Origin of the sequence: Pseudoalteromonas gelatinilytica, assembly GCF_001641615.1 — a bacterium.
Classification (GTDB): domain Bacteria; phylum Pseudomonadota; class Gammaproteobacteria; order Enterobacterales; family Alteromonadaceae; genus Pseudoalteromonas; species Pseudoalteromonas gelatinilytica.
The window spans coordinates 218064-240075 of record NZ_LRRU01000019.1 but is presented as its reverse complement, the minus strand read 5'-3'; the positions used below and the strand labels follow the sequence as shown (position 1 = coordinate 240075).

General features: G+C 42.8%; 21 protein-coding genes and 1 pseudogene. 5 read left to right on the top strand and 17 right to left on the bottom strand.

Features of this window, described 5'->3' with window-relative positions; translation table 11 throughout:
* Positions 1-217 precede the first annotated feature (217 nt).
* Complete coding sequence (deoD, locus tag NH153_RS11495; protein WP_036972525.1) at positions 218-919, bottom strand: purine-nucleoside phosphorylase; 702 nt, start codon at positions 917-919, stop codon at positions 218-220.
* Positions 919-2148: a phosphopentomutase gene (locus tag NH153_RS11490; protein WP_063703926.1), complete on the bottom strand. Its 1230-nt coding sequence runs from the start codon at positions 2146-2148 to the stop codon at positions 919-921. The genes deoD and NH153_RS11490 overlap by 1 nt, the downstream gene beginning before the upstream one ends.
* Before the next feature lie 191 nt (positions 2149-2339).
* Here NH153_RS11490 and udk point away from each other — a divergent pair, with 191 nt between their 5' ends.
* The 3 genes from udk (at position 2340) to NH153_RS11475 (ending at position 5100) form a co-directional block, all read left to right on the top strand.
* On the top strand, positions 2340-2969 hold the full coding sequence (gene udk / locus NH153_RS11485; RefSeq protein WP_054553619.1) for a uridine kinase: 630 nt from the start codon (positions 2340-2342) through the stop codon (positions 2967-2969).
* Positions 2970-2987: 18 nt separating this feature from the next.
* Entirely contained in the window at positions 2988-4211 is a 1224-nt protein-coding gene (locus NH153_RS11480; RefSeq protein WP_063703924.1) for a NupC/NupG family nucleoside CNT transporter, read from the top strand.
* Positions 4212-4368: 157 nt separating this feature from the next.
* Positions 4369-5100: a substrate-binding periplasmic protein gene (locus tag NH153_RS11475; RefSeq protein WP_063703922.1), complete on the top strand. Its 732-nt coding sequence runs from the start codon at positions 4369-4371 to the stop codon at positions 5098-5100.
* Here the strand turns inward: NH153_RS11475 and NH153_RS11470 are convergent.
* From NH153_RS11470 to NH153_RS11405, 15 genes and pseudogenes are all read right to left on the bottom strand, one after another.
* Positions 5097-5825: a substrate-binding periplasmic protein gene (locus NH153_RS11470; RefSeq protein ID WP_119852742.1), complete on the bottom strand. Its 729-nt coding sequence runs from the start codon at positions 5823-5825 to the stop codon at positions 5097-5099. The two genes, NH153_RS11475 and NH153_RS11470, sit on opposite strands and share 4 nt — an antisense overlap.
* 138 nt (positions 5826-5963) lie before the next feature.
* On the bottom strand, positions 5964-6173 hold the full coding sequence (locus tag NH153_RS11465) for a cold-shock protein (RefSeq protein WP_054553399.1): 210 nt from the start codon (positions 6171-6173) through the stop codon (positions 5964-5966).
* A gap of 200 nt (positions 6174-6373) precedes the next feature.
* Positions 6374-7078 carry a hypothetical protein gene (locus NH153_RS11460; RefSeq protein WP_063703917.1) on the bottom strand — a complete coding sequence of 235 codons (705 nt, stop codon included), beginning with the start codon at positions 7076-7078 and terminating at the stop codon, positions 6374-6376.
* Entirely contained in the window at positions 7066-7815 is a 750-nt protein-coding gene (locus tag NH153_RS11455; protein WP_233999094.1) for an iron transporter, read from the bottom strand. The genes NH153_RS11460 and NH153_RS11455 overlap by 13 nt, the downstream gene beginning before the upstream one ends.
* Positions 7799-8119, bottom strand: coding sequence for a cupredoxin domain-containing protein (locus NH153_RS11450; protein WP_082874063.1), 321 nt, complete (start codon positions 8117-8119; stop codon positions 7799-7801). Before NH153_RS11450 ends, NH153_RS11455 begins: the two co-directional genes overlap by 17 nt.
* A gap of 19 nt (positions 8120-8138) precedes the next feature.
* Positions 8139-9449 (bottom strand): ATP-binding protein, encoded by a 1311-nt coding sequence (locus NH153_RS11445; RefSeq protein WP_063703910.1) that lies wholly within the window; start codon positions 9447-9449, stop codon positions 8139-8141.
* Positions 9449-10108: a response regulator transcription factor gene (locus NH153_RS11440; RefSeq protein WP_063703908.1), complete on the bottom strand. Its 660-nt coding sequence runs from the start codon at positions 10106-10108 to the stop codon at positions 9449-9451. The genes NH153_RS11445 and NH153_RS11440 overlap by 1 nt, the downstream gene beginning before the upstream one ends.
* A 3-nt stretch (positions 10109-10111) precedes the next feature.
* Entirely contained in the window at positions 10112-10759 is a 648-nt protein-coding gene (locus tag NH153_RS11435; protein ID WP_063703906.1) for a tetratricopeptide repeat protein, read from the bottom strand.
* A gap of 20 nt (positions 10760-10779) precedes the next feature.
* Positions 10780-11556: an SDR family oxidoreductase gene (locus NH153_RS11430; protein WP_054563176.1), complete on the bottom strand. Its 777-nt coding sequence runs from the start codon at positions 11554-11556 to the stop codon at positions 10780-10782.
* A complete protein-coding gene (locus NH153_RS21895; RefSeq protein WP_105173768.1) occupies positions 11553-12242 on the bottom strand; it encodes an iron-containing redox enzyme family protein in 690 nt (229 codons plus the stop codon). Before NH153_RS21895 ends, NH153_RS11430 begins: the two co-directional genes overlap by 4 nt.
* Positions 12243-12254: 12 nt before the next feature.
* Positions 12255-13712, bottom strand: a pseudogene (locus tag NH153_RS11425) (AMP-binding protein); the annotation flags it as partial.
* Positions 13709-14350: a thermostable hemolysin gene (locus NH153_RS11420; RefSeq protein ID WP_063703902.1), complete on the bottom strand. Its 642-nt coding sequence runs from the start codon at positions 14348-14350 to the stop codon at positions 13709-13711. The gene NH153_RS11420 and the pseudogene NH153_RS11425, both read right to left, overlap by 4 nt.
* A gap of 186 nt (positions 14351-14536) precedes the next feature.
* Complete coding sequence (locus NH153_RS11415) at positions 14537-16696, bottom strand: S46 family peptidase (RefSeq protein WP_063703900.1); 2160 nt, start codon at positions 16694-16696, stop codon at positions 14537-14539.
* A gap of 124 nt (positions 16697-16820) precedes the next feature.
* Positions 16821-17705 (bottom strand): GTP cyclohydrolase FolE2, encoded by an 885-nt coding sequence (gene folE2, locus NH153_RS11410; protein WP_063703897.1) that lies wholly within the window; start codon positions 17703-17705, stop codon positions 16821-16823.
* An 11-nt stretch (positions 17706-17716) separates the two neighbouring features.
* A complete protein-coding gene (locus NH153_RS11405) occupies positions 17717-19048 on the bottom strand; it encodes a dihydroorotase (RefSeq protein WP_063703894.1) in 1332 nt (443 codons plus the stop codon).
* Positions 19049-19479: 431 nt separating this feature from the next.
* Here NH153_RS11405 and NH153_RS11400 point away from each other — a divergent pair, with 431 nt between their 5' ends.
* On the top strand, positions 19480-21645 hold the full coding sequence (locus NH153_RS11400; protein WP_063703891.1) for a M3 family metallopeptidase: 2166 nt from the start codon (positions 19480-19482) through the stop codon (positions 21643-21645).
* Between the two features lie 268 nt (positions 21646-21913).
* On the top strand, positions 21914-22012 hold a 99-nt coding region (locus NH153_RS22060), incomplete at its 3' end, for a pentapeptide repeat-containing protein (protein ID WP_156503639.1).

Genomic DNA, 22012 nt, shown 5'->3' with positions numbered 1-22012 from the left:
AGGTACAAACCTAAAAGACTAACAATAAAGTATTGTTGCTTATGATTACAACTCTTTTTTATTTATCAAGGCTTAAAATTGCGAGATGCGGGCAGGATTTTACGCGTGGTAAACAGGTAGCTATAAAAAAAGCCGCATAAATGCGGCTTTGAGGTTAGTCTCACTTCACTTTGGGCGTGTTTCCAAATTTCAGTGAATACGTTACCAAGGAACTTATTTAAATTGATTCTAGAGCAATTTTAACCATTTCGTTAAAGGTGCTTTGGCGCTCTTCACTTGGTGTTGCTTCACCAGTGATTACGTGGTCACTCACTGTAAATAGTGCCATCGCTTTTGCGCCGTATTCAGCGGCTACGCCGTACATGCCAGCTGTTTCCATATCAACAGCAAGTACGCCTAGCTTGTCTAATTCTTGATAGAATGTGTTATCTGCTTGGTAGAATGTATCTGTTGTGAATACATTACCTACTTTCGCTTCAATGCCTAATTCTTTTGCTGCGTTTACGCCGTTAAGTAGTAAACCAAAATCAGCAATTGCGGCAAAGTCGTAACCACGTACGCGCGCACGATTTACGTTTGAATCTGTGCTTGCACCTTGTGCAAAGATTACGTCACGGATTTTGATATCGCTACCAATACCGCCACAGGTACCAATACGAATTAGATTTTTAACGCCGTAACTAACGATCAATTCACGGGCATAAATTGACATTGATGGAATACCCATCCCAGAACCCATAATACTAACTGGCTTACCTTTGTAGGTACCGGTAAAACCATACATATTACGAACGCCTGTTACTTGTTTTGCGTCATCTAAAAAGTTTTCAGCAATGTATTGAGCGCGAAGCGGATCACCCGGCATTAATACCGTTTCTGCAAATTCGCCTACATTGGCGCTGATATGAGGAGTACTCATTATTGGTTTCCTTTTTTGTTCGCTAATAGCTTGTCGTTAAAGCTATCACCGTATTCAAGTGCAGGAAGATTAAACCACTGGGCAAGGGTTTGACCTATGTCTGCAAAACTAGCTCGTTCTCCAAGCGGGGTGTTTGTCATTCCCGGTTGGTATGCAAGTACTGGCACGTATTCACGTGTATGGTCAGTGCCTGCTGCTGTTGGATCACATCCGTGATCGGCCGTGATAATTAATACATCATCACTATTTAGCTGATTTAAAATGGTCGGCAGGTAATCATCAAACTCTTTTAATGCTTTAGCATAGCCAACTGCATTACGGCGATGACCGTACTTTTCATCAAAATCAACTAAGTTTGTAAAAATCAAACTATGGTCAGGTGCGCTTGCAATCACTTCTGAGGTTTTCTCAAGCAAGTTCATTAGCCCTGGCGCTTTGTGTTTTTGGGTGATGCCTTGGTGCGCATAGATATCGGCAATTTTACCAATACTGATCACTTCACCGCCGTCTTGCGATAATTTATCAAGCAAGGTTGGCGACGGTGGCAACACCGAATAGTCACGACGATTACCTGTACGGGCAAAATCGTCACGGCTCGAACCCAAAAATGGCCGCGCAATCACTCTTCCTATGTTCATTTCATCAAGCAGCGCCCGTGCGATTTCGCAAACCTGATAAAGTTTCTCCAGTCCAAATGATTCTTCGTGCGCGGCTATTTGAAACACGCTATCAACTGAGGTGTAGCAAATCGGCATGCCGGTTTGCATATGTTCTTCACCTAGCTGTTCTAAAATAGTAGTTCCTGAGGCATAACAGTTACCTAAAATGCCAGGAATCTCAGCGCGAGCAATTAGCTCGTCAACAAATTCTTGGGGAAAACACGGCTGTGTATTAGGGAAGTAACCCCAATCAAATAACACAGGTACACCGGCCATTTCCCAGTGCCCTGAAGGCGTGTCTTTACCACTTGATAACTCTTTAGCGTAACCCCATGCGCCAATAGGTGCTTGGCGGTCACTGACTAAACAAGGTTCTTTACCTGCGGCTTCGCATGCATCAGCTAAACCTAAACGGGTAAGATTAGGTAGCGATAAGTGCTCACCTGTTTCTTCTGCATAGGCTTTAAGTAAATGAGCAAAGGTATTTGCGCCTACATCACCAAACTGCTCTGCGTCAGGTGCTGCGCCAATTCCTAGGCTATCTGCCATTAAGATGAGTGCTCTTGCCATGGGTACCTCGTTATCAATATGTGAATACTTTATATGCTCTTCGAATTTTTGGTACAGGACATAAGTCCTGTTTCATAAAACAGAAACATTATAAATTTGCATCTCTAAGCGAAGCAAAAGAGATTAATCGTGTCTTTTTTGCTATTGTGATCTACCTAACAATGTTTCCTTCTGTGTGGGCGAGAACTTTAGTGACACGAACAATTATAGCTATTGCTGGCGCATCTGCGTCGGGCAAGTCTCTTTTTAGCAAGACGATTTATAACGAATTAGTCAATGAGCTTGAACCGGGCGCGATCGCAGTGATCGAAGAAGATGCTTATTACAAAGACCAGTCGCATTTGCCGTTTGACCATCGAACGCAAACCAATTACGACCATCCTGATGCTTTCGAGCATGAGCTTTTGCATGAGCACTTACTTCAATTGCGCGCTGGAAAATCAGTAGACGTACCAACTTATGACTATGCAATGCATACCCGTAGCGATGAAACGCGTCGAGTGGCACCTGCAAAAGTACTTATCGTTGAGGGTATTTTGCTATTGAGTGATCCGGCACTTCGAAAAGAATTTGATATTAAGGTGTTCATTGATACACCGTTAGATATCTGCCTTATGCGCCGTATGCAACGAGATATGGAGCAGCGTGGCAGAACATTACAGTCCGTTGTTGATCAATATCAAGCGACAGTGCGACCTATGTTTTATCAGTTTATTGAGCCATCAAAGCACAAAGCTGATCTCGTAGTCACACGCGGCGGTATGAATCGCGTTGCCATTGATATAATTAAAAGTAAAATAAAATATTTACTGCAACAATAACAACGGGAAATAGTCAGTATGACAACATTTATGAGCTTAGTAGGCATTGTTGTGCTACTAGGCATTGCTTTTGCGGCTTCAACGAACCGTAAAGCAATTAATTTAAGAACTGTGGGCATCGCCTTTTTACTTCAAGTGTTAATTGGTGGCTTTGTCTTGTTCTTTGAAGTGGGCAAAAACGTACTGGCAAGTATGTCTCGAGGCGTCTCATCAGTTATTGGTTATGCCAATGACGGGATTAGCTTCTTATTTGGCTCACTGGCATCGCAAGATACTTTAGGGTTTATTTTTGCGATACAAGTATTGCCCGTTATCGTGTTCTTCTCAGCACTCGTTGCTGTGTTGTATCACATCGGGGTAATGGATTGGATAATCAAGATTCTAGGCGGTGGCTTACAAAAGCTATTGAAAACCTCTCGCCCTGAATCGCTTTCTGCAACCGCCAATATTTTCGTTGGCCAAACAGAAGCACCATTGATTGTTAAACCATTTATCGCCAGCATGACTAAGTCAGAGCTATTTGCGGTAATGGTAGGTGGCCTTGCTACCGTAGCCGGTTCTGTTATGGCAGGTTACGTAACAATTGGTGTAGAGCTTAAATACTTAATTGCAGCCAGCTTTATGGCGGCACCAGGTGGTTTCTTAATGGCAAAAATGATTGTGCCAGAGACCGAAACACCAAAAGAAGATTTAGCTGATTTAGACGTACAAGAAGAAAAACCGGTTAACGTAATTGATGCAGCCGCATCAGGTGCCGCAAACGGTATGCAACTAGCACTGAACGTAGGTGCGATGTTACTGGCTTTCGTAGCACTTATTGCACTTCTAAATGGGTTATTAGGCGGTATTGGTGGTTGGTTTGATCACCCAACATTAACGCTACAAGAAATTTTAGGTTATGTATTCGCACCGGTTGCATGGTTGTTAGGTGTACCGTGGAGCGAGGCAGTAATCGCAGGCAGTTTTATAGGTCAGAAGGTAGTAGTTAACGAATTTGTTGCTTACCTCGACTTTATTAATTATCGCGATACGTTAAGTGCGCACACACAAGCGATTGTCACATTCGCGTTATGTGGGTTTGCTAACTTATCATCGATAGCAATTTTACTAGGTGGATTAGGCGGTATGGCGCCTAGTCGGCGAAAGGATATCGCACGCTTAGGGCTCAGAGCAGTGTTAGCAGGATCTATGGCTAACCTCATGAGTGCAGCAATTGCAGGTTTTTTCCTCTCGCTAGCTTAGAAACTTAATGAGATGAGCCGTAGTTGCAAAACAATAGGATAGGACTTTAAGGGGTTAAAGGTCTATCTGACTTGAACGATACTTCACCAAGGGCCGCAAGGCCCTTTTATCGTTTTATGTGCTAAGATTTAATTACTAAGTCCTTTTAAGTACATAAATGAACTATTTACGACTTTATTTACTAATCATTTTCTTTAGTTGGCCAGCACTGTGCACGCCGACTCTAACCGTTGTGACTGAACTGTCGCCACCCAATCAGACCTTAATCAATAACCAAGTTGCCGGTGAGAGCACCGAATTAGTAAAAGCGATTTTTGCCAAAGCTAATTTGAACGCGAATATAGAGCTCTACCCTTGGGCCCGTGCCTACAATATGGCATTGAAGAAGCCGAACATTTTCATTTACAGTATGGCGAAAACCGCTGAGCGCGAGCAGCACTTTCATTGGATTGGTGAAGTGGCAACCTATCAAATGGGCTTTGTTAAATTAACCTCTCGCAGCGATATAAACATCACTACAAACGAGCAAGCTAAGCAATATAAGATTGCGGTTCAGCGTCATGACCTAGCGGCACAACGCTTAACTGAGCGTGGTTATACGCTGGTTTATACCTCTGATATCAATAAGTCGTATCAGTTGTTGATGTCGGGCAAGGTTGATTTAATTATTGATGATAAAAATTATATAGCGGCGATGGCTGAGCAGTTAGCACTGGATGAAGCTCGTTTCAGCTTTGCGCATGCAATCGACTTTTTAACCATGAAAGGCTATCTTGCTGCAAATATTAATACCGACCAACGTTACGTCGATGCCTTAAAAGCAGCGTTTAATGAGGTGGTCATGACACCAAGATACAATGCGGTGATGATGCTCGCACAGCGACCTTAATTCGCTTTGTATTGCTCAATATAAGTCTCTAATAACCCTTGCTTACTGAGCTTGTCATAACTTGCCTGTAATCGGCTTACAAGCTCTTCGGGTAAGGCCTTATTTAAGGCTAGAAAGTTACCTACCGTGCCATTTAGTGGCAACTCAACCAACTTAACCACTTCTCGCCCTTGGTGACCGTACTGCATTAATTGGTAATTAAACGACAGCTCCGAGCCAATAATGAGCTCTATTTTATTTTTGAAAAATAAATTAATGCACTCGTAATAGTGACTCACTTTGAGAAGATTTTTTTCACTGCGAAAACCAATACTCTCAACAAATTTTTCGTAAATACTGTCTCTTACCACGCACAGACTATGATCTTTCACTTGCGATAAATCGATGGGATTAATACGGTCATTTGATTGTAAGCGATAAAAGAAGTTACTTGATGAAGCCAGTGGACCAACCCAGTTAAACAGCGCTTCACGATCGGGTATACGAGCCGTAGAAACAAGACCTGATTGCGGCTTTTGCTGGGCTAAGTGATATGCCCGAGACCAAGGCAAGAGCTCGAATTGACATTCAATGTCTGCATCAACACACATCGCTTTGACAAACTCGAGGTTTATGCCCTCTAAGTGCCCTTTGTTCGAAAAATTATATGGCGGGAATTGCTCGGTGTAGATGATGACACTGTCTTTTGCCAGTACTACAGGTGCAAAGCTTAGGCACGCTAACAACAAATATTTTAAAATAATTAATACACTCTAATGACACAGCTGCATTAAATATAGAAATATTCATTAACTCAGTCAATTTTTAGGCATAAAAAAAGCAAGCCGTAGCTTGCTTCTTCTCAACTTTACTTTTCAGTAAAATTATAGCGGCTTGATGTTGTCCGCTTGAGGGCCTTTTTGACCTTGTGAAAGAGTGAACTCTACACGTTGGCCTTCAGCTAAAGTTTTGAAACCTTCAGATTGGATAGCGCTGAAGTGAGCGAAAACGTCTGGACCATTTTCTTGCTCGATGAAACCAAAACCTTTAGATTCGTTAAACCACTTAACTGTACCTGATACGATGTTAGACATAGTATTATTCCTGATATAAAAAATTAAACATGCCCTAGTGGGCGGGTGTAGCAAAAAATGAGATGGTACTTAAAAACTTCAGGACGGTACTACAAGTATTACTTATACAACAACGAAATAAAGATTTATTAATTACACGCTTTCTTTCTAGCTGGTGCCCACTATATAGAGTTAGTTTGATAAGTCAAACACTATCGACATTAAAATTCAAACTCTAAAGCCAAGCGAAAGCTATGATCTTTGCCTGATTGGCTAAGCTCACTAATAAAACCTGCTTCCCATTTTAACTGGCGTTTAGGGCTAAATCTGTGTAGCCCAATAAAGCCTGGACCAACCCCAAAAAAGTCCTCTCCCGCATAGATTTCTATCGATGGTTGAAAGGCCGAACGATAGCGATAACGGTATTGTAAGCGAAACTCGCTCTCCCACTCGTTTGCAATATCAGCGCCCCATTCATACACTAAAAATGCGTTCATAGTCAGGCTTGTACGGCCAAACTCTTTTTCCCATAAAAACCCAGTTGTTGCTTCGTATGCATCGATATTATGCTGTTTTTCAAGCTCAAATAACGCTCCCCAATCGGCCCATAAACGGCCTTGCTCAACTAGCTGCCAACGTAACTCAAGCTCATACGAAGATAAGCCAAAATCACCGTTATCATCTCGTTCGCCAACTAAGTAGCCCTCAAGACTCATGGTGTCGTTAATTGCGCCACCAAAGCCTCCTCGCTGCGCCAGTACATTACCGTTATCGGTTTGCCGAGACACTAAACGCCACTCAACCTCACGTTCAAACGGCATCACATAAGGGTGATATACTTTATCAACCACCATGCCATCTGCCTGCGCGACTTGGCTGACACTTGCTAACAACAAGCAACTTAAGCTAATTATTAAGAACCGCATACTGGCTCCTCTGTCTTTTTAATTTTTAAAACGCGCGCTAAGGCAATAAATACTACAGCAGCAATAACATACACCCAGAGCGCTGTTTTACTCGGCGTGGCTTCGTAGCCCACTAAGGCTTTTAATACGCGCCCAAGCTCTGAGTTTTCAACTAAAAACCCACGCCAATCTAAATAATTTGAGGTCACGTCAAGTAAGTCGACCTGGCTTGCTAAATCAAGAAATATCAATAACTTTGCTGTTGCATTAAAGGCAAGCAGCACGACTAAAGGCTGCACACCTGCACGTCTGACAATACTTTCCAGTAAAAAGAACAATAACACACCAAAACTAATACATATGCCCACACCTAAACATGTACCGAGTATCAATGGCTCAGCGGTATCTTTACTGTGCCAAAAGCTGACCAAATAGATCATGTAATGGCTTAAATACAAGGTCATGGTTGCAATCAAGGCCAGTGCAGCCGCCATTTTTCGTTGCTGACAACTCATCAGTGCAGCGACAAAAATCATTATACACAGCAGCATTTGTATGAACTCTAAGCCTCGGTGATCAAATAACTGACTCACCCAAGCAGCGGCTTGTACAAATACTAAGCTCATCAGGGTACCAATAACGGCATAAATACTCAGCTGGCGCTGACTTAAAGGCACGATCAAACTCAAAAGCACAGCTAAAATAACCACAGGTAAAAGCTGATTAATGCTCATTAATAAACTAGTTATCAGCATCATTCACCTCCGTAGCCACGACAGTACCTCGCGCCGTATTAGGCGAAAATTCTCCAAAAAAATCATAACGTCCAGGGCTGAGCGGTCCGATATAAATGACACTCGTACGACCTGGGTAGAGCACTTTTTCACGGTTTAAGTCAAAGCTATCGAACTCTTCTGGGGTGTCATCTTGGTTTTCGATAACTAATCGCAACTTTTTATTGGCAGGTACTGTTATTTCAGCGGGGTAAAACAAATGATCTTTTAAAATCAGCTTGTACTCTTTGGCATAGGCAAGCCAAGACGACATACATAGTAGCAGCATAGAAAGCGCTAAAATCCATTTATTCACTGACATCTCCTTGCATAAAAGAGACACTCACTCGCAAGCCACCAAGGTGACTATCTGCTAAAGCAATATCAGCGTTATAAATCGAGACTATGTGTTCAACAATGGCCATACCAAGCCCGGCTCCTTGTTCACCTGATGGATGTTTATCACCACCCACACGGTAAAAACGGTTAAAAATGCGCTGTTTTTGAGCTTCATCAATACCTGGGCCCGAGTCATCTATTTGCCAAATAAAACGATTATTTTCGGTTTTCAGCGTAATACAAATTTCTCCCACAGCTGGGGTATATTTTATGGCGTTACTCAGTAAATTGCCAAACAAAGTAACTAAGGTGAATTCGTCACCGGCAATGATAAAATCATCGCCATCAATGCTAATGGTATGCTCTTTTTCGTCAATACGATCATAAAGTTGTGCAACAACTTGTTGGCTAATTTCTAACACCGACACGGGGCTAAATTGCGCTTGCCATTGCTCTGGATAAGTACGCCCCAAAATCAGCATTTGCTCAACGATATTGCTCAGTTTATCAACGCCTTTTTCCATCGCATCAAGCTCAACACTCTCAACACCTTGAGCCACTAAATTATGCACATTGATTTTTAAACTACTGAGCGGGGTACGCAGTTCGTGGGCCGCATCAGAAGCAAAAAAGCGCTCTCGTAAATAGGCACTTTCAACCCGTTTGAATAGATCGTTTAAGCGGCTAATTACGGGTTTTATTTCTTGCTCTGGGGTTTGCCAAGGGATTGCAGTAAAGTCATTTGCTTGACGATGTTTAAGTTGATTTGATAACCGAGTTAGTGGCGCAAGCCCTTGTTTTACAAACACACTAATAAGGAGAGCAAGGATAGGCACACTCCACAACAGCGGCGTCATGGCCGATAGAATCACGGTTTCGGTTAGCGCCACACGTTTACTCAAAGGCTCTGCAATAAGCACGCGCTTATTACCTTCGCTTAAGCGATACACTTTGACGCGTTGCCCAGCCAAATTCTCAACACTAAACCCGCTTTGCCACTGACTTTGATTGCTAGAGTTATGCTGCAATGATTTTGAGCTTGAGGCCAAGCTGTCATCAACCCAAACTTGAAATAATAACTGCGGTAGATCACTCGTATAGGCCGGAGCTTCTTTATTGAGTGGCTGCTCGAGTAACACATGCGCCAGCGTTACCAGCTCGTTATCAAGCAGTGCTTCAGCCTGATTCATACTTTCACGGTAACCTTTAGTAAATGCCAAAAAGCAGGTTAAGATCACCATAGACAAAATAAGTAGAGTCAGCCTTTTACGAATTGACACTAGCGCTTACCCACCACATAACCAATGCCGCGTAAGGTTTTAATAAACTCTTTTGGGAATTTTTTACGCAAGTGATGAATGTGCACTTCGATGGTATTTGACCCCACCTCTTCGCCCCATTCATAGAGTTTATTCTCTAACTGCTGTTTTGATTGCACGCGGCCTTGGTTTTCTAGCAAGGCTTTTAGGAGCATAAACTCTTTACGTGGCAAGTTTACTGGCTCACCTTGAAAACTCACGGTAAAAGCGGCGGTGTCCATTTCAACATCACCGACTTTTAAAGTGCTGGTCTGAGCTTGGGTCACACGCCTGCTGGCAACCCGAAGACGGGCAAATAATTCTGCGGGATCAAAAGGCTTTGCTAGGTAATCATCAGCACCTAAATCTAGCCCCATGACTTTATCATCAATACTGCCCCGAGCCGTTAAAATCACCACGGGCAGGTTTTTACGATGCTTTTTGATGTGTTTTAAAATGTCGATGCCATCACCGTCTGGTAGTCCTAAATCAAGGACTACCAGCTCAATTTCATCATTTTGCAGCCATTGCATCGCTGACTTAACGGTCGAACTATGTTCAACACTGTATCCTTGTTGACGTAAAGAACGACACAGGCCTTCTGCCACTAAATGGTCGTCTTCAACGAGCAATAAATGCATAGTTTATCTCTTTATTTTTTTCTCTACCTTAGCCAATAGTTTAGTAATTTCTTGTTGGCGGTAAAGATCTGCTTTTGGTCTATCAGGGCGCGCTGGCGCTTGCTGTGCAACCAATAAAAACTCTCTAGCTGATTTATACTTGCGCTCGTCATACAGGAATGACGCATATAAATAGTTGCTATCGATACCACGCGGGTTTAGCTCAAGCGCTTGCTTAAACAATTTTTTCGCTTCATCGTCATCACCAAAACCAATTGGCCAACCAGGTACTTTACCGTATAAGGTTGCAAGGCTGGTGTATGCTGAGCCATCAAGCGCTTTTGGATCTAGGCTTAGCGCTTTTTCAAATTGTGCTTTCGCATCTTTTGCAAGACCTAGCGCACCTAAGCCCCCTTTTGCACCTGCATAGCTCGATAACACAATACCGTACCAAATATGGCTAGCTGCTTGCTGGTCGTTGGCTTTGGTAAACTCTGCGGTTTCGCTCGCTAACTTTTCGAATGCATCTAACTGCGCATCTTCAACTAATTCGTAATTCACCACTGCCCACTGTTTTTGCACCGAACTTAAATCGCTATTAAAGTCGGCTTTTGCAGGCGCAGCCATGATAACACCTAACATCATTAGGGCTTTAAAATTTAGTTTAGTCATAATCATTCACCTTAATCAATTTAGTTGGCAAAAAAACTTTTAATTTTAGGAAGTTGTTTTGCTATTGCGTTATCAACGAGTGATGGAAATGCACCGTTAATACGGGCAAATAATGTTTCTGGAAAACCAATAAAACGACGACGTTTTTTTGATTTAATTAAATCTATTAATGCATCAGCCACTTTTTCTGGCGGATCCATGGTGTTGCCCAGCTCTTTATTCATCGCGCGTACTTGCGGCGAATTAATCGCGGTATCGGTGGCACGAGGCGCTAAATACAATACTTTGACATCGCTATGGCTGAGCTCTCTGGCAAGGGCTTCGGTCATCCCTCTTAGGCCAAACTTGCTTGCGCAGTACAAGGTTTGATACGGATAACCAATGCTGCCAAACGATGAACCAATATTGACAATCGTGCCTTTATTGCGGGTCACTTGAGGTAAAAACAGCTGACACAATTTAATAGGCACATGCAGATTAATATTTAACAGGTGATCAATTTGCTGTTCGCTAATTTCACTAAACCCCTGCATTACATTAACGCCTGCGTTATTGATTAGTAACGTTGCCCCGCCAATTTGCTGAGCAAACTTAGCAAGATCGTCGCGAGATTCGCTGTTACTTAGGTCAGCCTGAAAATACTCAGCATCATTGCCACATTCCAATTGCAGTGCAGCAAGTTGCTTCACATTTCGACCAACAAGTAATAAACGCCAACCTTCTTTTGCAAGGCGAAGGGCAATAGCACGGCCAATCCCCCCTGTTGCACCGGTTAGCACACAAACTGGGCTACTCATGCGCTTTGCTCCAAGTCAGCCTCGCTAAAGAAAGGTTCTGAATCGAGGTCACGGAAAATATTGCCGTACAGTTTATAAAAACATTTTGCGGCGTGAATGATGGCTTGCTGGTCGTCCTCGTTATCAATTTTGTTCATAAGATTTTCGAAAAACTTCACATGTTCAATATCAAGTGCACCGTGCGAAGTAAGGTAGGTAAACGCCTTTTTAGGTAAACCTACAACCTCACGGATTTGCCCTGCTGCATTATCGGCTAATGCAATCGAAGTGCCTTCAAGCACATGAACCATGCCAAAGAATGCTAATGGGTTACCGCGATTAATTGCATCGTAGGCGTACGACACCATTAATTCGGTCGAAAACTGTGGACGAGAATGACGTACTAGCTCTTTATCAAAACCGCATGCTGCAATATCGTTTAGCACCCATTCTTGGTGGCCTAACTCTTCTTCGATATATTCTGCAACAGCTTCGCGCAGCCACTCTTGTTTATCGCTCAGCTTTGCACCGACTGCCATCAGCAGTGGTACTGTATGCTTAACATGGTGATAAGCTTGCGTTAAGAACGATGCATATTCACTTAGGCTTACTTCACCTTTAAAAACGCGGCCGATAATCGGCGCAGCTAAAAGGTAGTCACGTTCTTTCTGTGTTTCGGCTTGTAATGTATTGAAAAATTGACTCATGCTCGTCGCCTCTTGATAAAGTGCTGAAATCTCTGTAGCAAAAAATTGATTAATAACATCGCGTTTAGGGCGATTATTGCTGGTTAATAAACCTTGCGTGTGGCTCATAGGCTCTGCCATTCGATGCCATTTTCTGATCTGTGCGTATTCGGGTAGTTGCGCGTTTTGTGCCGTAATATGGGCAGCAAGTTCAGCGTCACTCATCGCTTGGTTTGCATAGATAAGCGCGGCTAAAAATGCCTGGCCTTCGCCAATCACCACAGCTTGTTGTACTTGGCTGTGGCTAAGCAATAACGACTCTGGCCACTCGGCACTGATATTGCGCCCAAAGCTGGTGATAAGCTGATTTTTCAAGCGGCCTTGTATAATCAAGCGACCTGCTTGCTCAGTAACGAGATCGCCGGTTGCATACCAATCGTCAGCATTTTGCGCTGCTTGACCTAAGTACCCCAAAAACAATGAGCCTTTGATATAAAGCTGGCCATTTTCAATTTTGTATTGAATGTGCTTTAGCACTCGCCCTGCGGTGTCAATGTCATCATCAGTCTGTGTATTTAGGCTCACCACCGATGAAGATTCAGATAAACCATAGCCTTGATAAACGGGTAAACCGAGCTCACGAGCTTGCTTAATAAGCGCTTGGCTTACAACCGCGCCACCTACAGCAATAAACTTTAAGCTTGTAGGTACTTGCCAGCCTTGCTTTGCAAAAGCCACTAAACAAGTCAGTAACTCAGGCACTAAAATAAGGGTATTTGGCTCAGTGCGTTCAATTGCTGCTATCAATTTGCGTGGTTCAAGTAACTGTGCACCAGAAAAGCCAAGTTCCGCTAAAGGCACTAAGTTAACTGTGCCACCTGCTAATAGCGGCGCATACACACCCGCTAAATTCTCAAGTAAAACCGGTAGCGGCAGTAAACATAAATGGTTTGGTTTTTCTAAACCAATGCTTTGATAAAGTGATGTCGCTACCTGCATTTGACTCTCAAGCGATAAACACACCCCTTTAGGTGTGCCCGTTGAGCCCGACGTAAAGGTAATCTTTTGCGTGTTTGCAAAATAAGGTACAGACTGTGTATTACTCAATTGATAAACATATAAAGGGTAATGCTTACATACATCCACTAGCGCCACTAATTTTGCATGCTCACCTTCATAAGCGCGGTCACATACAAATAACCCTGCCCCACTGTTTTGCAAACCAAACGCAATTTGCTGGGCAGTAAAAAACGTTGGTAGTGGAATCGCCACTCTTTGAAGTTCGCTAAGCGCAGCTTCTAATACACACCAAGCGGGTGTGTTATCTAATTGGTAAGCAACACCCTGGGCATCAAATTCAGCCAAGGTAGGAAGCAAACGAGCCACTTGTTCTGTAAATTCTTGTTTAGTTAGTGAGCGCACACCTTCACTTTGATGGCAAACCATCAAGGTGTCGCTATCCTTATGCGGTAACTGTGTTAACCAGCTCATAACGCCTCCAAATAGACAGCCAATTCAAGGGATGACTGTAAACACTGCTGTTTGATATTGAATAAAACGGGGGTATTTAATACACGTTGATGTGCTTCGTTTAGGTCAACCACACAAATGGTTGGTTGATTATCGTAATAGCTCCCCCAGCTTGCTGGATCTTGTAGTGCTTGTGCATTGGCAACACCGATTTCTTTGCAATTTACACCCAGCATTTTTAATAGCGCTCTCACTTTACGGGTTGCACAAAACACTAAATATTTTGCCCCTGCTTGATAGAGTGCTTCGTTCATTAAAACAAAATGTGCCAAGGTGGCTTTTCGATGCGTTGAGCATAAATTACCTAGCTCAAAAATGTGCTCACGCTTGGCACCTACAAAGTGCTCAATAGACGCAGGGAGGTATTGTTCAATAAACAAAGGTTGTGATGCAGAGCGAAGACCTAACGTACATACTTCATCATCAACATTAAGCTCACACAGTAGCGGCATGAACTGCGAAATTTTCGCATCATAAGCTGCAGCAAAACCTTGCTTGATATTACTCTCGAGACGGTCACGGAATTGACCTCCTTCACGAGTGCAAACAAAGGCCGGCTCTTGAACTTGAGTTTGATGTGATTGTTGAACTGAAAGCATAATTGTTCGCTCCACTTAGGTTATGTGTAAAATTTATCGAGCGAAACTTAAATAAAACTTAAGAAAAATTAATTTTTATAAATATTTTTCAACCTTATGAAATTCAGTACTTTTATTTTTATAAAAAACAAAAATGCCAGTCTGTTAGACTGGCATTTTAATGCTTAAATTAACCTTAAACTTAGATTACTTAACGATAGTCATCTCTTTAAGTAGGTTTTGAGCATTATCAACTTTATCCATCACCCACAGCATATATCGTGAATCAACGTGAATTGAGCGATTTAAATTTTCATCGTAATCCCAATCACCAATAATGCTTTCGTAAACACCATCAAATAACAAACCAACGAGCTCAGCATTACCGTTTAACGTTGGAGAGCCTGAGTTACCACCTGTGGTATCTACATTCGATAAAAAGTTAACCGGAACAGTATTCATACCGCCTGTGTAATCGCCATAAAGCTTTTGCTTAATTAACTGATTTTGCTTTTCTGGTGAGTTGAATGGTTCAACACCAGTATTTTTAGCAAGCAGGCCTTCTAACGATGTAAAGGGGGTTGCCACTAAGCCATCTTGCGGTGAATAGCCGCCTACCGTACCGTAAGTTACCCGTAAGGTGCTATTAGCATCTGCATAAACAGGTTTATTAAGTGCCTTGTTATAAGCAATGATTGCTTCCATTAATGCAGGGCGAGCAGCTTGCTGTTTACCGGCCAGCTCTTTTTTCGCATCTTCAATATCTTTTGTGACTGCAAAGATTGCATGCGCATACTGAATGAATGGATCGCTACTTTGCTTTAACTGTGCAAGGTCAAGTTCTGTCATCCATAAACGTTTGCTTTCATCTGCAAGAACCGATTTAGCATACATATCATCAAGCAAGGCTTGCTGTTTTTGTTTATCAAAGCCATTGCTCAAACCAAGTGCTTTATCAACCTCAGCAACGCGCTCATCGCTTGGTAAGGCTGCATACTGCTCAATAAAGTACAGTAAAATGGCTTTATCAACGGTTTCATCATAACGACGACTCATGCTTTCTAAACGTGATTTAATGCGTGGCATATCACGCTCTTGATAACCGCTTTCGCGCTCAGCGTCTGGCTTTTGTTTTTCATAAGCTAAACGGTATAGCATGCGTGCAGATGACATCATTTGTGAACGGTGTACATACCCTAACATACGGTCGCGCTGGTTATGCTCTTGTGACTGTGCAACTAACGCTGTTAAATCAGCAAGTACGTGTCCGTATTTAGCTTTGCGGTTGCTATCTTGATTGATCCAAGCAGTAAGATCTCTTTCGAATTGTTGCTTACGGCTATACATTGACCCTTTATTGAAGCTCTCAATCATTGAGCCGTAGTTTTTAATGTAGTTGTTGTAACCCGCAATCGTGCTTTCATAAGCGATACGTGCCTCTGAACCATCCGGGGCATTTTCTTCAATTAACGAGACATATTTAGAGTTATATTTACGCGCTAATGGATAGGCTGTATTAAACACATAGTCAACTTCAGGCGAAATGCGGTAACGGTTTGTGCTGCCCGGATAACCGGTAACCATCACAAAATCGCCTTCTTGTACGCCTTTAGCACTTACTTTTAAAAACGCATCACTTTGGTACGGCACGTTGTCTTCTGAATATTCAGCTGGCTTGCCATCTTTGCCAACATACGCGCGATAGAACGAGAAATCACCTGTGTGGCGCGGCCACATCCAGTTGTCGATATCACCGCCGTATTTACCGACGCCCATCGCTGGGGCATAGGCTAAACGTACATCTTTTATTTCAAGCGACTTAATAAGGTAGTACTCAAGACCACCGTGGAAAGTATACACATTACAGCGGTAGCTCTTGTCTTGCTCACACTCACTAACAAGTGCTTTTTCATTTGCTTCAATAGCATCAAAGCGTGCTTTTCCGGTTAGCTGTTCAGTCCCTTTATTTACTTTTGCTGTAACGTCGGTCACTTGCTCTGTTACATAAACACGAGAACCTGGAGATGCAGGCACTTCTTCGCCCGTTGTTTTAGCTAAAAAGCCATTTTCTAAAATATTGTTCTCGGTCGTTGAGTTATATTGAATCGAACCATAGGCACAGTGATGGTTTGTTACAACTAAGCCTTTTGGTGAAACAAACGAAGCGGTACAGCCACCAAGGCTAATTACCGCATTCATCGGAAACTCAGTCAGTTTTGAAATTGACTCTACATCAATGCTCAAGCCTTTAGCTTTTAGGATAGATTCAAGTTCTGGTAACTGGTGAGGTTGCCACATGCCTTCGTCGGCAACAGCAACATTTGCTACAGCGAGACCCACTGCAGCAGCAATAAATTTAAATCGCATAGTCGTCCTTTATATTTGTTATGTTTATCTTTTTAGCGCTCGTATCATTGTCATTATGCTAGCCAATAGCAATAATTTGCGACCGCAAATGTCAAAGTTTGTAAACCACTTAAGGTTCATGAACCTAATATTTAGACTCATAAACGACCGCATTGTGGCCATGTAAGCTTTCTTGGTGCTCAACCTTAAATTGGTAATCAGCAATACCCGGCATGGTTTCGAAACACTGCTTTAATCGCCTTGCTGCATCTTCGCAAAACAGTAAGTTTTTTGCGTTAAGGGCTGCAAATGCTTGTTCATCTTCACGCTTTACGGCGGTTTGTACTGGGGTGCCTATGGCTTGCTCACATACTGTGATAAAGCCGCTAATATCAGGTAGCTTTTCACTACTAAAAGTGACATCGACATACGCATAAGAGCGCTGGCTATGGGGAGTTGCAATTGAGCCCTGTTCACTTGCAAGCCAATTGAGTAAAGAGGCTTTATCTATATGCTCATCACTAAATTGCTTATCGACGGCCTCGCTCAAAAGCTGCCTCGATAATGCCGCTGAACATGGGCAGGTGCTACTGTAGGCAATATCGGCTTTTAAGTTAATGGTGAGCGATTGCTGCTTAGTAATCGTTAAAACGACAGGGTATGCATTGTATCCAGCATGGTCACTAAGTAGCGCTGGTTTTAGCTGTGGTAAATCAAATTGTAGCACCAACTTTGCGCCTTTACTTAAGCCTTTTTGTGATGCTAAAACGGCCTCCATAAACTCACTAACACGTTGACTCGTTAAGCTTTGTTTAGCCAATTGCTGATTAAGTAATAAATAAAGACGTGACATATGAATGCCTTTTGCATCGCTATCAAGGCTAACAAACACATCAGCTTTGGTATTCAGGTGCACATCAACATGAGTTTGTGCAAGCTTCAAAGGCAATGCTATTTTCTCCATGCCAACCCATTTTAAAGGTGACTGAAAATCTACATTAGAGTGCGAGGTAATATCGGGTAATTGCATATCCACTTCTTTTAACGATTGAATGTTAAGGCCTTAGCGGCCTGTTTGTGCGGGGTCACTTGTTGCCCATCAAAGACACACTCACCATTTACAAAGGTATGTGTTATTCGGTGTGAAAAAGTGGTGCCATTGAAAGGAGTCCATTGGCATAAGTAATGTGTGTTTGTATGCTCAACGTACTTTTCTGCATTTGGGTCAACCAGGACTAAATCAGCAAAATAACCTTCTCTGATAAACCCTCGCTCTTCGATAGCAAATCGCTTTGCCACGTTATGCGCTGTTTTTTCAACAACTTGCTCAAGGCTCAACGCACCACGTTTTACCTGCTCAAGTAACGACAGTAATGCATGTTCGACTAAAGGGAGGCCGGCAGGTGCAGCGCTGTATTTTTGCTGCTTTTCTTGCCAAGTGTGAGGGGCATGATCGGTGGCAATAATATCAATGCGACCATCGCGTACTGCTGCGAGTAGCGCTTGGCGGTCTTGCTCTGATTTTATGGCAGGGTTACATTTAATTTGATTGCCATAGTTTGCGTAATCATCTTGGTTAAACCACAAATGATGCACGCAAGCTTCGGCAGTTATGTGCTTTTGCTCTATGGGTGCGTTACTAAATAGCACTAGTTCTTTTGCTGTTGTAAGGTGTAAAACATGTAACTGTGAGCCATAGCGTTTTGCCAGCGATACGGCATACGATGATGATGCATAACACGCTAACTCATCGCGAATAAATGGGTGATGTTCGATACGTAACTCCCCATAGCGCTTTGCTAAACGGCGCTGATTCTGTTGAATAACTTCGCCTTGCTCACAATGGGTGGCAATGAGTACTGGGCTTTCCCGAAAAATGGCCTCTAGAGCATGAGGGTGCTCAACCAGTAAATCGCCTGTTGATGCCCCCATAAACACTTTAACACCACATACACTTTTGGCATCAAGGGCCTTTATTTCATCGAGGTTGTTTGGGGTTGCGCCAAAATAAAACGCATAATTCGCAGAGCTCGTTTGTGCCGCTATCGCGTATTTATCTGCAAGTGCTTTTGCCGTGGTAGTCGATGGTGAAACATTGGGCATTTCCATAAAACTTGTAATGCCACCAGCCACTGCGGCGGCGGATTCACTGGCGATCGTACCTTTGTGGGTTAAACCTGGCTCTCTAAAATGTACTTGATCGTCGATCATGCCTGGTAATAGCAACAGGCCGCTTGCATCAATTACCTTATCATTGGCCTTAGCGCTGATATCTGCAGCAATTTCAGCGATTCGATCACCTACAATTCTTACATCATTTAATGCGCGCTGCCCTTCATTAACAACGCAGGCGTGTTTGATTATGATAGCCATATGACTCCTTGCTTATTCAGCAACATTTGCAACTTATCGTAAAAAAATGCACTCCATGGCAAGATTGATTGCAGACCAAATTGTTACAATATAACATACCACAAAGTTTTTATTTGGACACTGTTATGAGTCAAAAAGATCAATTGGGTCGGGCTATTTAAGCTGTAAAGTTATAAGTGGCTTTCCGATCTTAGAGAATTTTAACGGCTTATCGCAGCCAATAATCACCTTATCGCAACGTATGAGGTCAATTGTAATAAGACACAGTATGCTGGGCTCATTGATCACATGGTGATACCTGCCTCATATAAGTGCTTTTTTAGCATCTTTTTGTAATCCGTTTTAACCGCTATGCAAATCAAGAGCTTATAAAACGTATGTGCAAGGTTATATCGACACAATTTAATTTTAAAAATGACAAGAGAAAAACTATGAAACACCTAATCGCAACCGCGATCAGTTCTGCGCTGTTACTTACAGCCTGTTCAGAACCGCAAACAACAACATCAACGCCTAAATCAGAGCAATCAGCCCCTGTTGCTGCAAATGAGCAAGCTAACCCACTGTTTGTGAAAAGCGTATTACAATACGAAACGCCTGATTTCAGTGCGATTAAAGATGAACATTTCATGCCGGCATTTAATAAAGGCATGTCTGAGCAAATGGCTGAAGTGCAAGCTATTATCAACAATCCAGCAAAGCCTGATTTTGCCAATACGATTGTTGCGCTCGAGAAAAGTGGTGAGCTATTAACACGCACACGCAGTATTTTTTATAATCTAGCGGGTACGGATTCAAATCCGGCACGTCGTGAATTACAAAAAGAGTTAGCGCCAAAACTAGCGGCTCATAGCGACAACATTTTCTTAAATAAAGCACTTTTTGAGAAAGTAGCGGCTATTCACAGCGAAGCTGACAGCCTTGCCTTAACTGCTGAAGAAAAGCGTTTATTAGACGTTTACTACAAACGTTTTGTGCGTGCTGGTGCAAAATTAAGTGCAGAGCAAAAACAACAAATTCGTGATATCAATACAAAGCACTCGAGCTTAACAACTCAGTTCTCACAAAACTTATTAGCGCTTACTAAAACAAATGTTGTTTTAGTGGATGACAAAGCAGAGCTTGAGGGCTTACCAGCAGGTCAAATTGAGCAGCTTGCCAATGCCGCTGCAGAAGCAGGTCACCCTGGTAAATACCTAATTAAGATCACAAACACCACGCGTCAGCCTATTCTGGCAACACTGAAAAACCGTGATTTACGTGAAAAAGTATGGCGTGCATCGGCTGAGCGTGCATTATCGGGCGAAAATAGTAACCGTGATATCGTGGCAGAACTTGCTCACTTACGTGCTCAAAAAGCGAAACTATTAGGTTACGACAGCTGGGCTGATTTTGGTTTAGAGTCGCAAATGGCGAAAAAACCACAAGCTGTATTTGATATGTTTGCAAGCATGATCCCTGCATTAATGCAGAACGTAAACGCAGAAGCGGCGGCTATTCAAGCTAAGATTGATGAGTCAGGTGAGCAGTTCAAATTACAGCCATGGGATTGGTTATTCTACGCAGAGCAAGTGCGTAAAGATAAATACAACCTTGACGAAAATGCAGTGAAAGAATATTTCGAGTTCAACCGCGTTTTAGAAGACGGCGTATTCTTCACCATGAACCGTTTATACGGCATCACCTTTAAACCACGTAACGATATTCCGGTTTACCACCCTGATGTAAAAGCCTATGAGTTATTTGATGAAAATGGAAAGAGCTTAGCCATTTTCTTTGCTGACTACTTTGCGCGTGAAGGTAAGCGTGGCGGTGCATGGATGAGCTCATTCGTTAAACAATCTGGCCTTAAAGAACAAAAGCCAGTTGTCGTAAACGTTATGAACATTCAAAAAGGCGCGAATGGCGAACCTACGCTTATCAGCTACGATGAAGCAACAACGATTTTCCACGAGCTAGGTCATGGCTTACACGGCATGTTCTCAAACGTGAAGTACCCGACTCTATCTGGCACCTCAGTATCACGTGACTTCGTTGAGTTCCCATCAACTTTTGAAGAAGATTGGGCAATGTACCCTGAAGTTATCGCTAACTATGCAAAACACCATAAAACTGGCGAGCCAATTCCTGATGAGCTACTGAAAAAAGTAATTCAATCACGTAGCTTCAACCAAGGTTTTGATACCCTAGAGTACGTTGCAGCTGCATTACTTGATATGGAGTGGCATTCACTTTCTGCTGATGCACCATTACAAGACATTGAAAAGTTTGAGCAACAAGCGCTTGCAAAACATGGTGTTGATGTACCATTTGTACCACCTCGCTATAAGTCAGCCTTCTTCTCGCACTCAATGGGCGGCGGTTACTCAGCGGGTTACTATGCTTACATGTGGAGTGAAATCTTAGCGGCAGACGCCTTTGCATATGTTCAAGAGCAAGGTGGTTTAACTCGCGAAATGGGTGAAAAATACCGTAAAGAAATTTTAGAAGTGGGTAACTCACGTGACTTAATGGAATCGTTCAAAGCATTCCGAGGTCAAGAGCCAGACACGTCAGCGTTATTAAAACGCCGCGGCCTAAAAGCAACAGTTCAATAGCTTACCTTAAGCTTTAAGCTTTAAGTTCTGAGCTCTAAGCTGTAAGTCAGAAATGTGGGGTTATCGAGTGTTGATAACCCCACAACGATAGTAAAAGGAGCTGTCAGCCTTCAGCTATCAGCCGTCAGACGCGCGAAACACGTTTCACGCCTACGAATGAAAACATCAGGCGCTAGGTGCTAGGGCCTAGGACGCGATGTAAAATCGCTGCTACCTCGCATCTCGTACCTTTCCCCTCGTACCTTTCCCCTCGTACCTTCCCCCTCGTATCTTTCCCCTCGCTAACTTTACTCTCGCTAACTTTCCCCTCGCTAACTTTACTCTCGCTAACTTTACTCTCGCTAACTTTACTCTCGCTAACTTTACT

Bases quoted from the DNA above. Each gene is read 5' to 3' on its own strand.
- deoD (WP_036972525.1), bottom strand. From the start codon at position 919: ATGAGTACTCCTCATATCAGCGCCAATGTAGGCGAATTTGCAGAAACG.
- NH153_RS11490 (WP_063703926.1), bottom strand. From the start codon at position 2,148: ATGGCAAGAGCACTCATCTTAATGGCAGATAGCCTAGGAATTGGCGCA.
- NH153_RS11480 (WP_063703924.1), top strand. From the start codon at position 2,988: ATGACAACATTTATGAGCTTAGTAGGCATTGTTGTGCTACTAGGCATT.
- NH153_RS11475 (WP_063703922.1), top strand. From the start codon at position 4,369: ATGAACTATTTACGACTTTATTTACTAATCATTTTCTTTAGTTGGCCA.
- NH153_RS11465 (WP_054553399.1), bottom strand. From the start codon at position 6,173: ATGTCTAACATCGTATCAGGTACAGTTAAGTGGTTTAACGAATCTAAA.
- NH153_RS11460 (WP_063703917.1), bottom strand. From the start codon at position 7,078: ATGCGGTTCTTAATAATTAGCTTAAGTTGCTTGTTGTTAGCAAGTGTC.
- NH153_RS11455 (WP_233999094.1), bottom strand. From the start codon at position 7,815: ATGATGCTGATAACTAGTTTATTAATGAGCATTAATCAGCTTTTACCT.
- NH153_RS11450 (WP_082874063.1), bottom strand. From the start codon at position 8,119: ATGCTGCTACTATGTATGTCGTCTTGGCTTGCCTATGCCAAAGAGTAC.
- NH153_RS11440 (WP_063703908.1), bottom strand. From the start codon at position 10,108: ATGCATTTATTGCTCGTTGAAGACGACCATTTAGTGGCAGAAGGCCTG.
- NH153_RS11435 (WP_063703906.1), bottom strand. From the start codon at position 10,759: ATGACTAAACTAAATTTTAAAGCCCTAATGATGTTAGGTGTTATCATG.
- NH153_RS11430 (WP_054563176.1), bottom strand. From the start codon at position 11,556: ATGAGTAGCCCAGTTTGTGTGCTAACCGGTGCAACAGGGGGGATTGGC.
- NH153_RS21895 (WP_105173768.1), bottom strand. From the start codon at position 12,242: ATGAGTCAATTTTTCAATACATTACAAGCCGAAACACAGAAAGAACGT.
- NH153_RS11420 (WP_063703902.1), bottom strand. From the start codon at position 14,350: ATGCTTTCAGTTCAACAATCACATCAAACTCAAGTTCAAGAGCCGGCC.
- NH153_RS11415 (WP_063703900.1), bottom strand. From the start codon at position 16,696: ATGCGATTTAAATTTATTGCTGCTGCAGTGGGTCTCGCTGTAGCAAAT.
- folE2 (WP_063703897.1), bottom strand. From the start codon at position 17,705: ATGCAATTACCCGATATTACCTCGCACTCTAATGTAGATTTTCAGTCA.
- NH153_RS11405 (WP_063703894.1), bottom strand. From the start codon at position 19,048: ATGGCTATCATAATCAAACACGCCTGCGTTGTTAATGAAGGGCAGCGC.
- NH153_RS11400 (WP_063703891.1), top strand. From the start codon at position 19,480: ATGAAACACCTAATCGCAACCGCGATCAGTTCTGCGCTGTTACTTACA.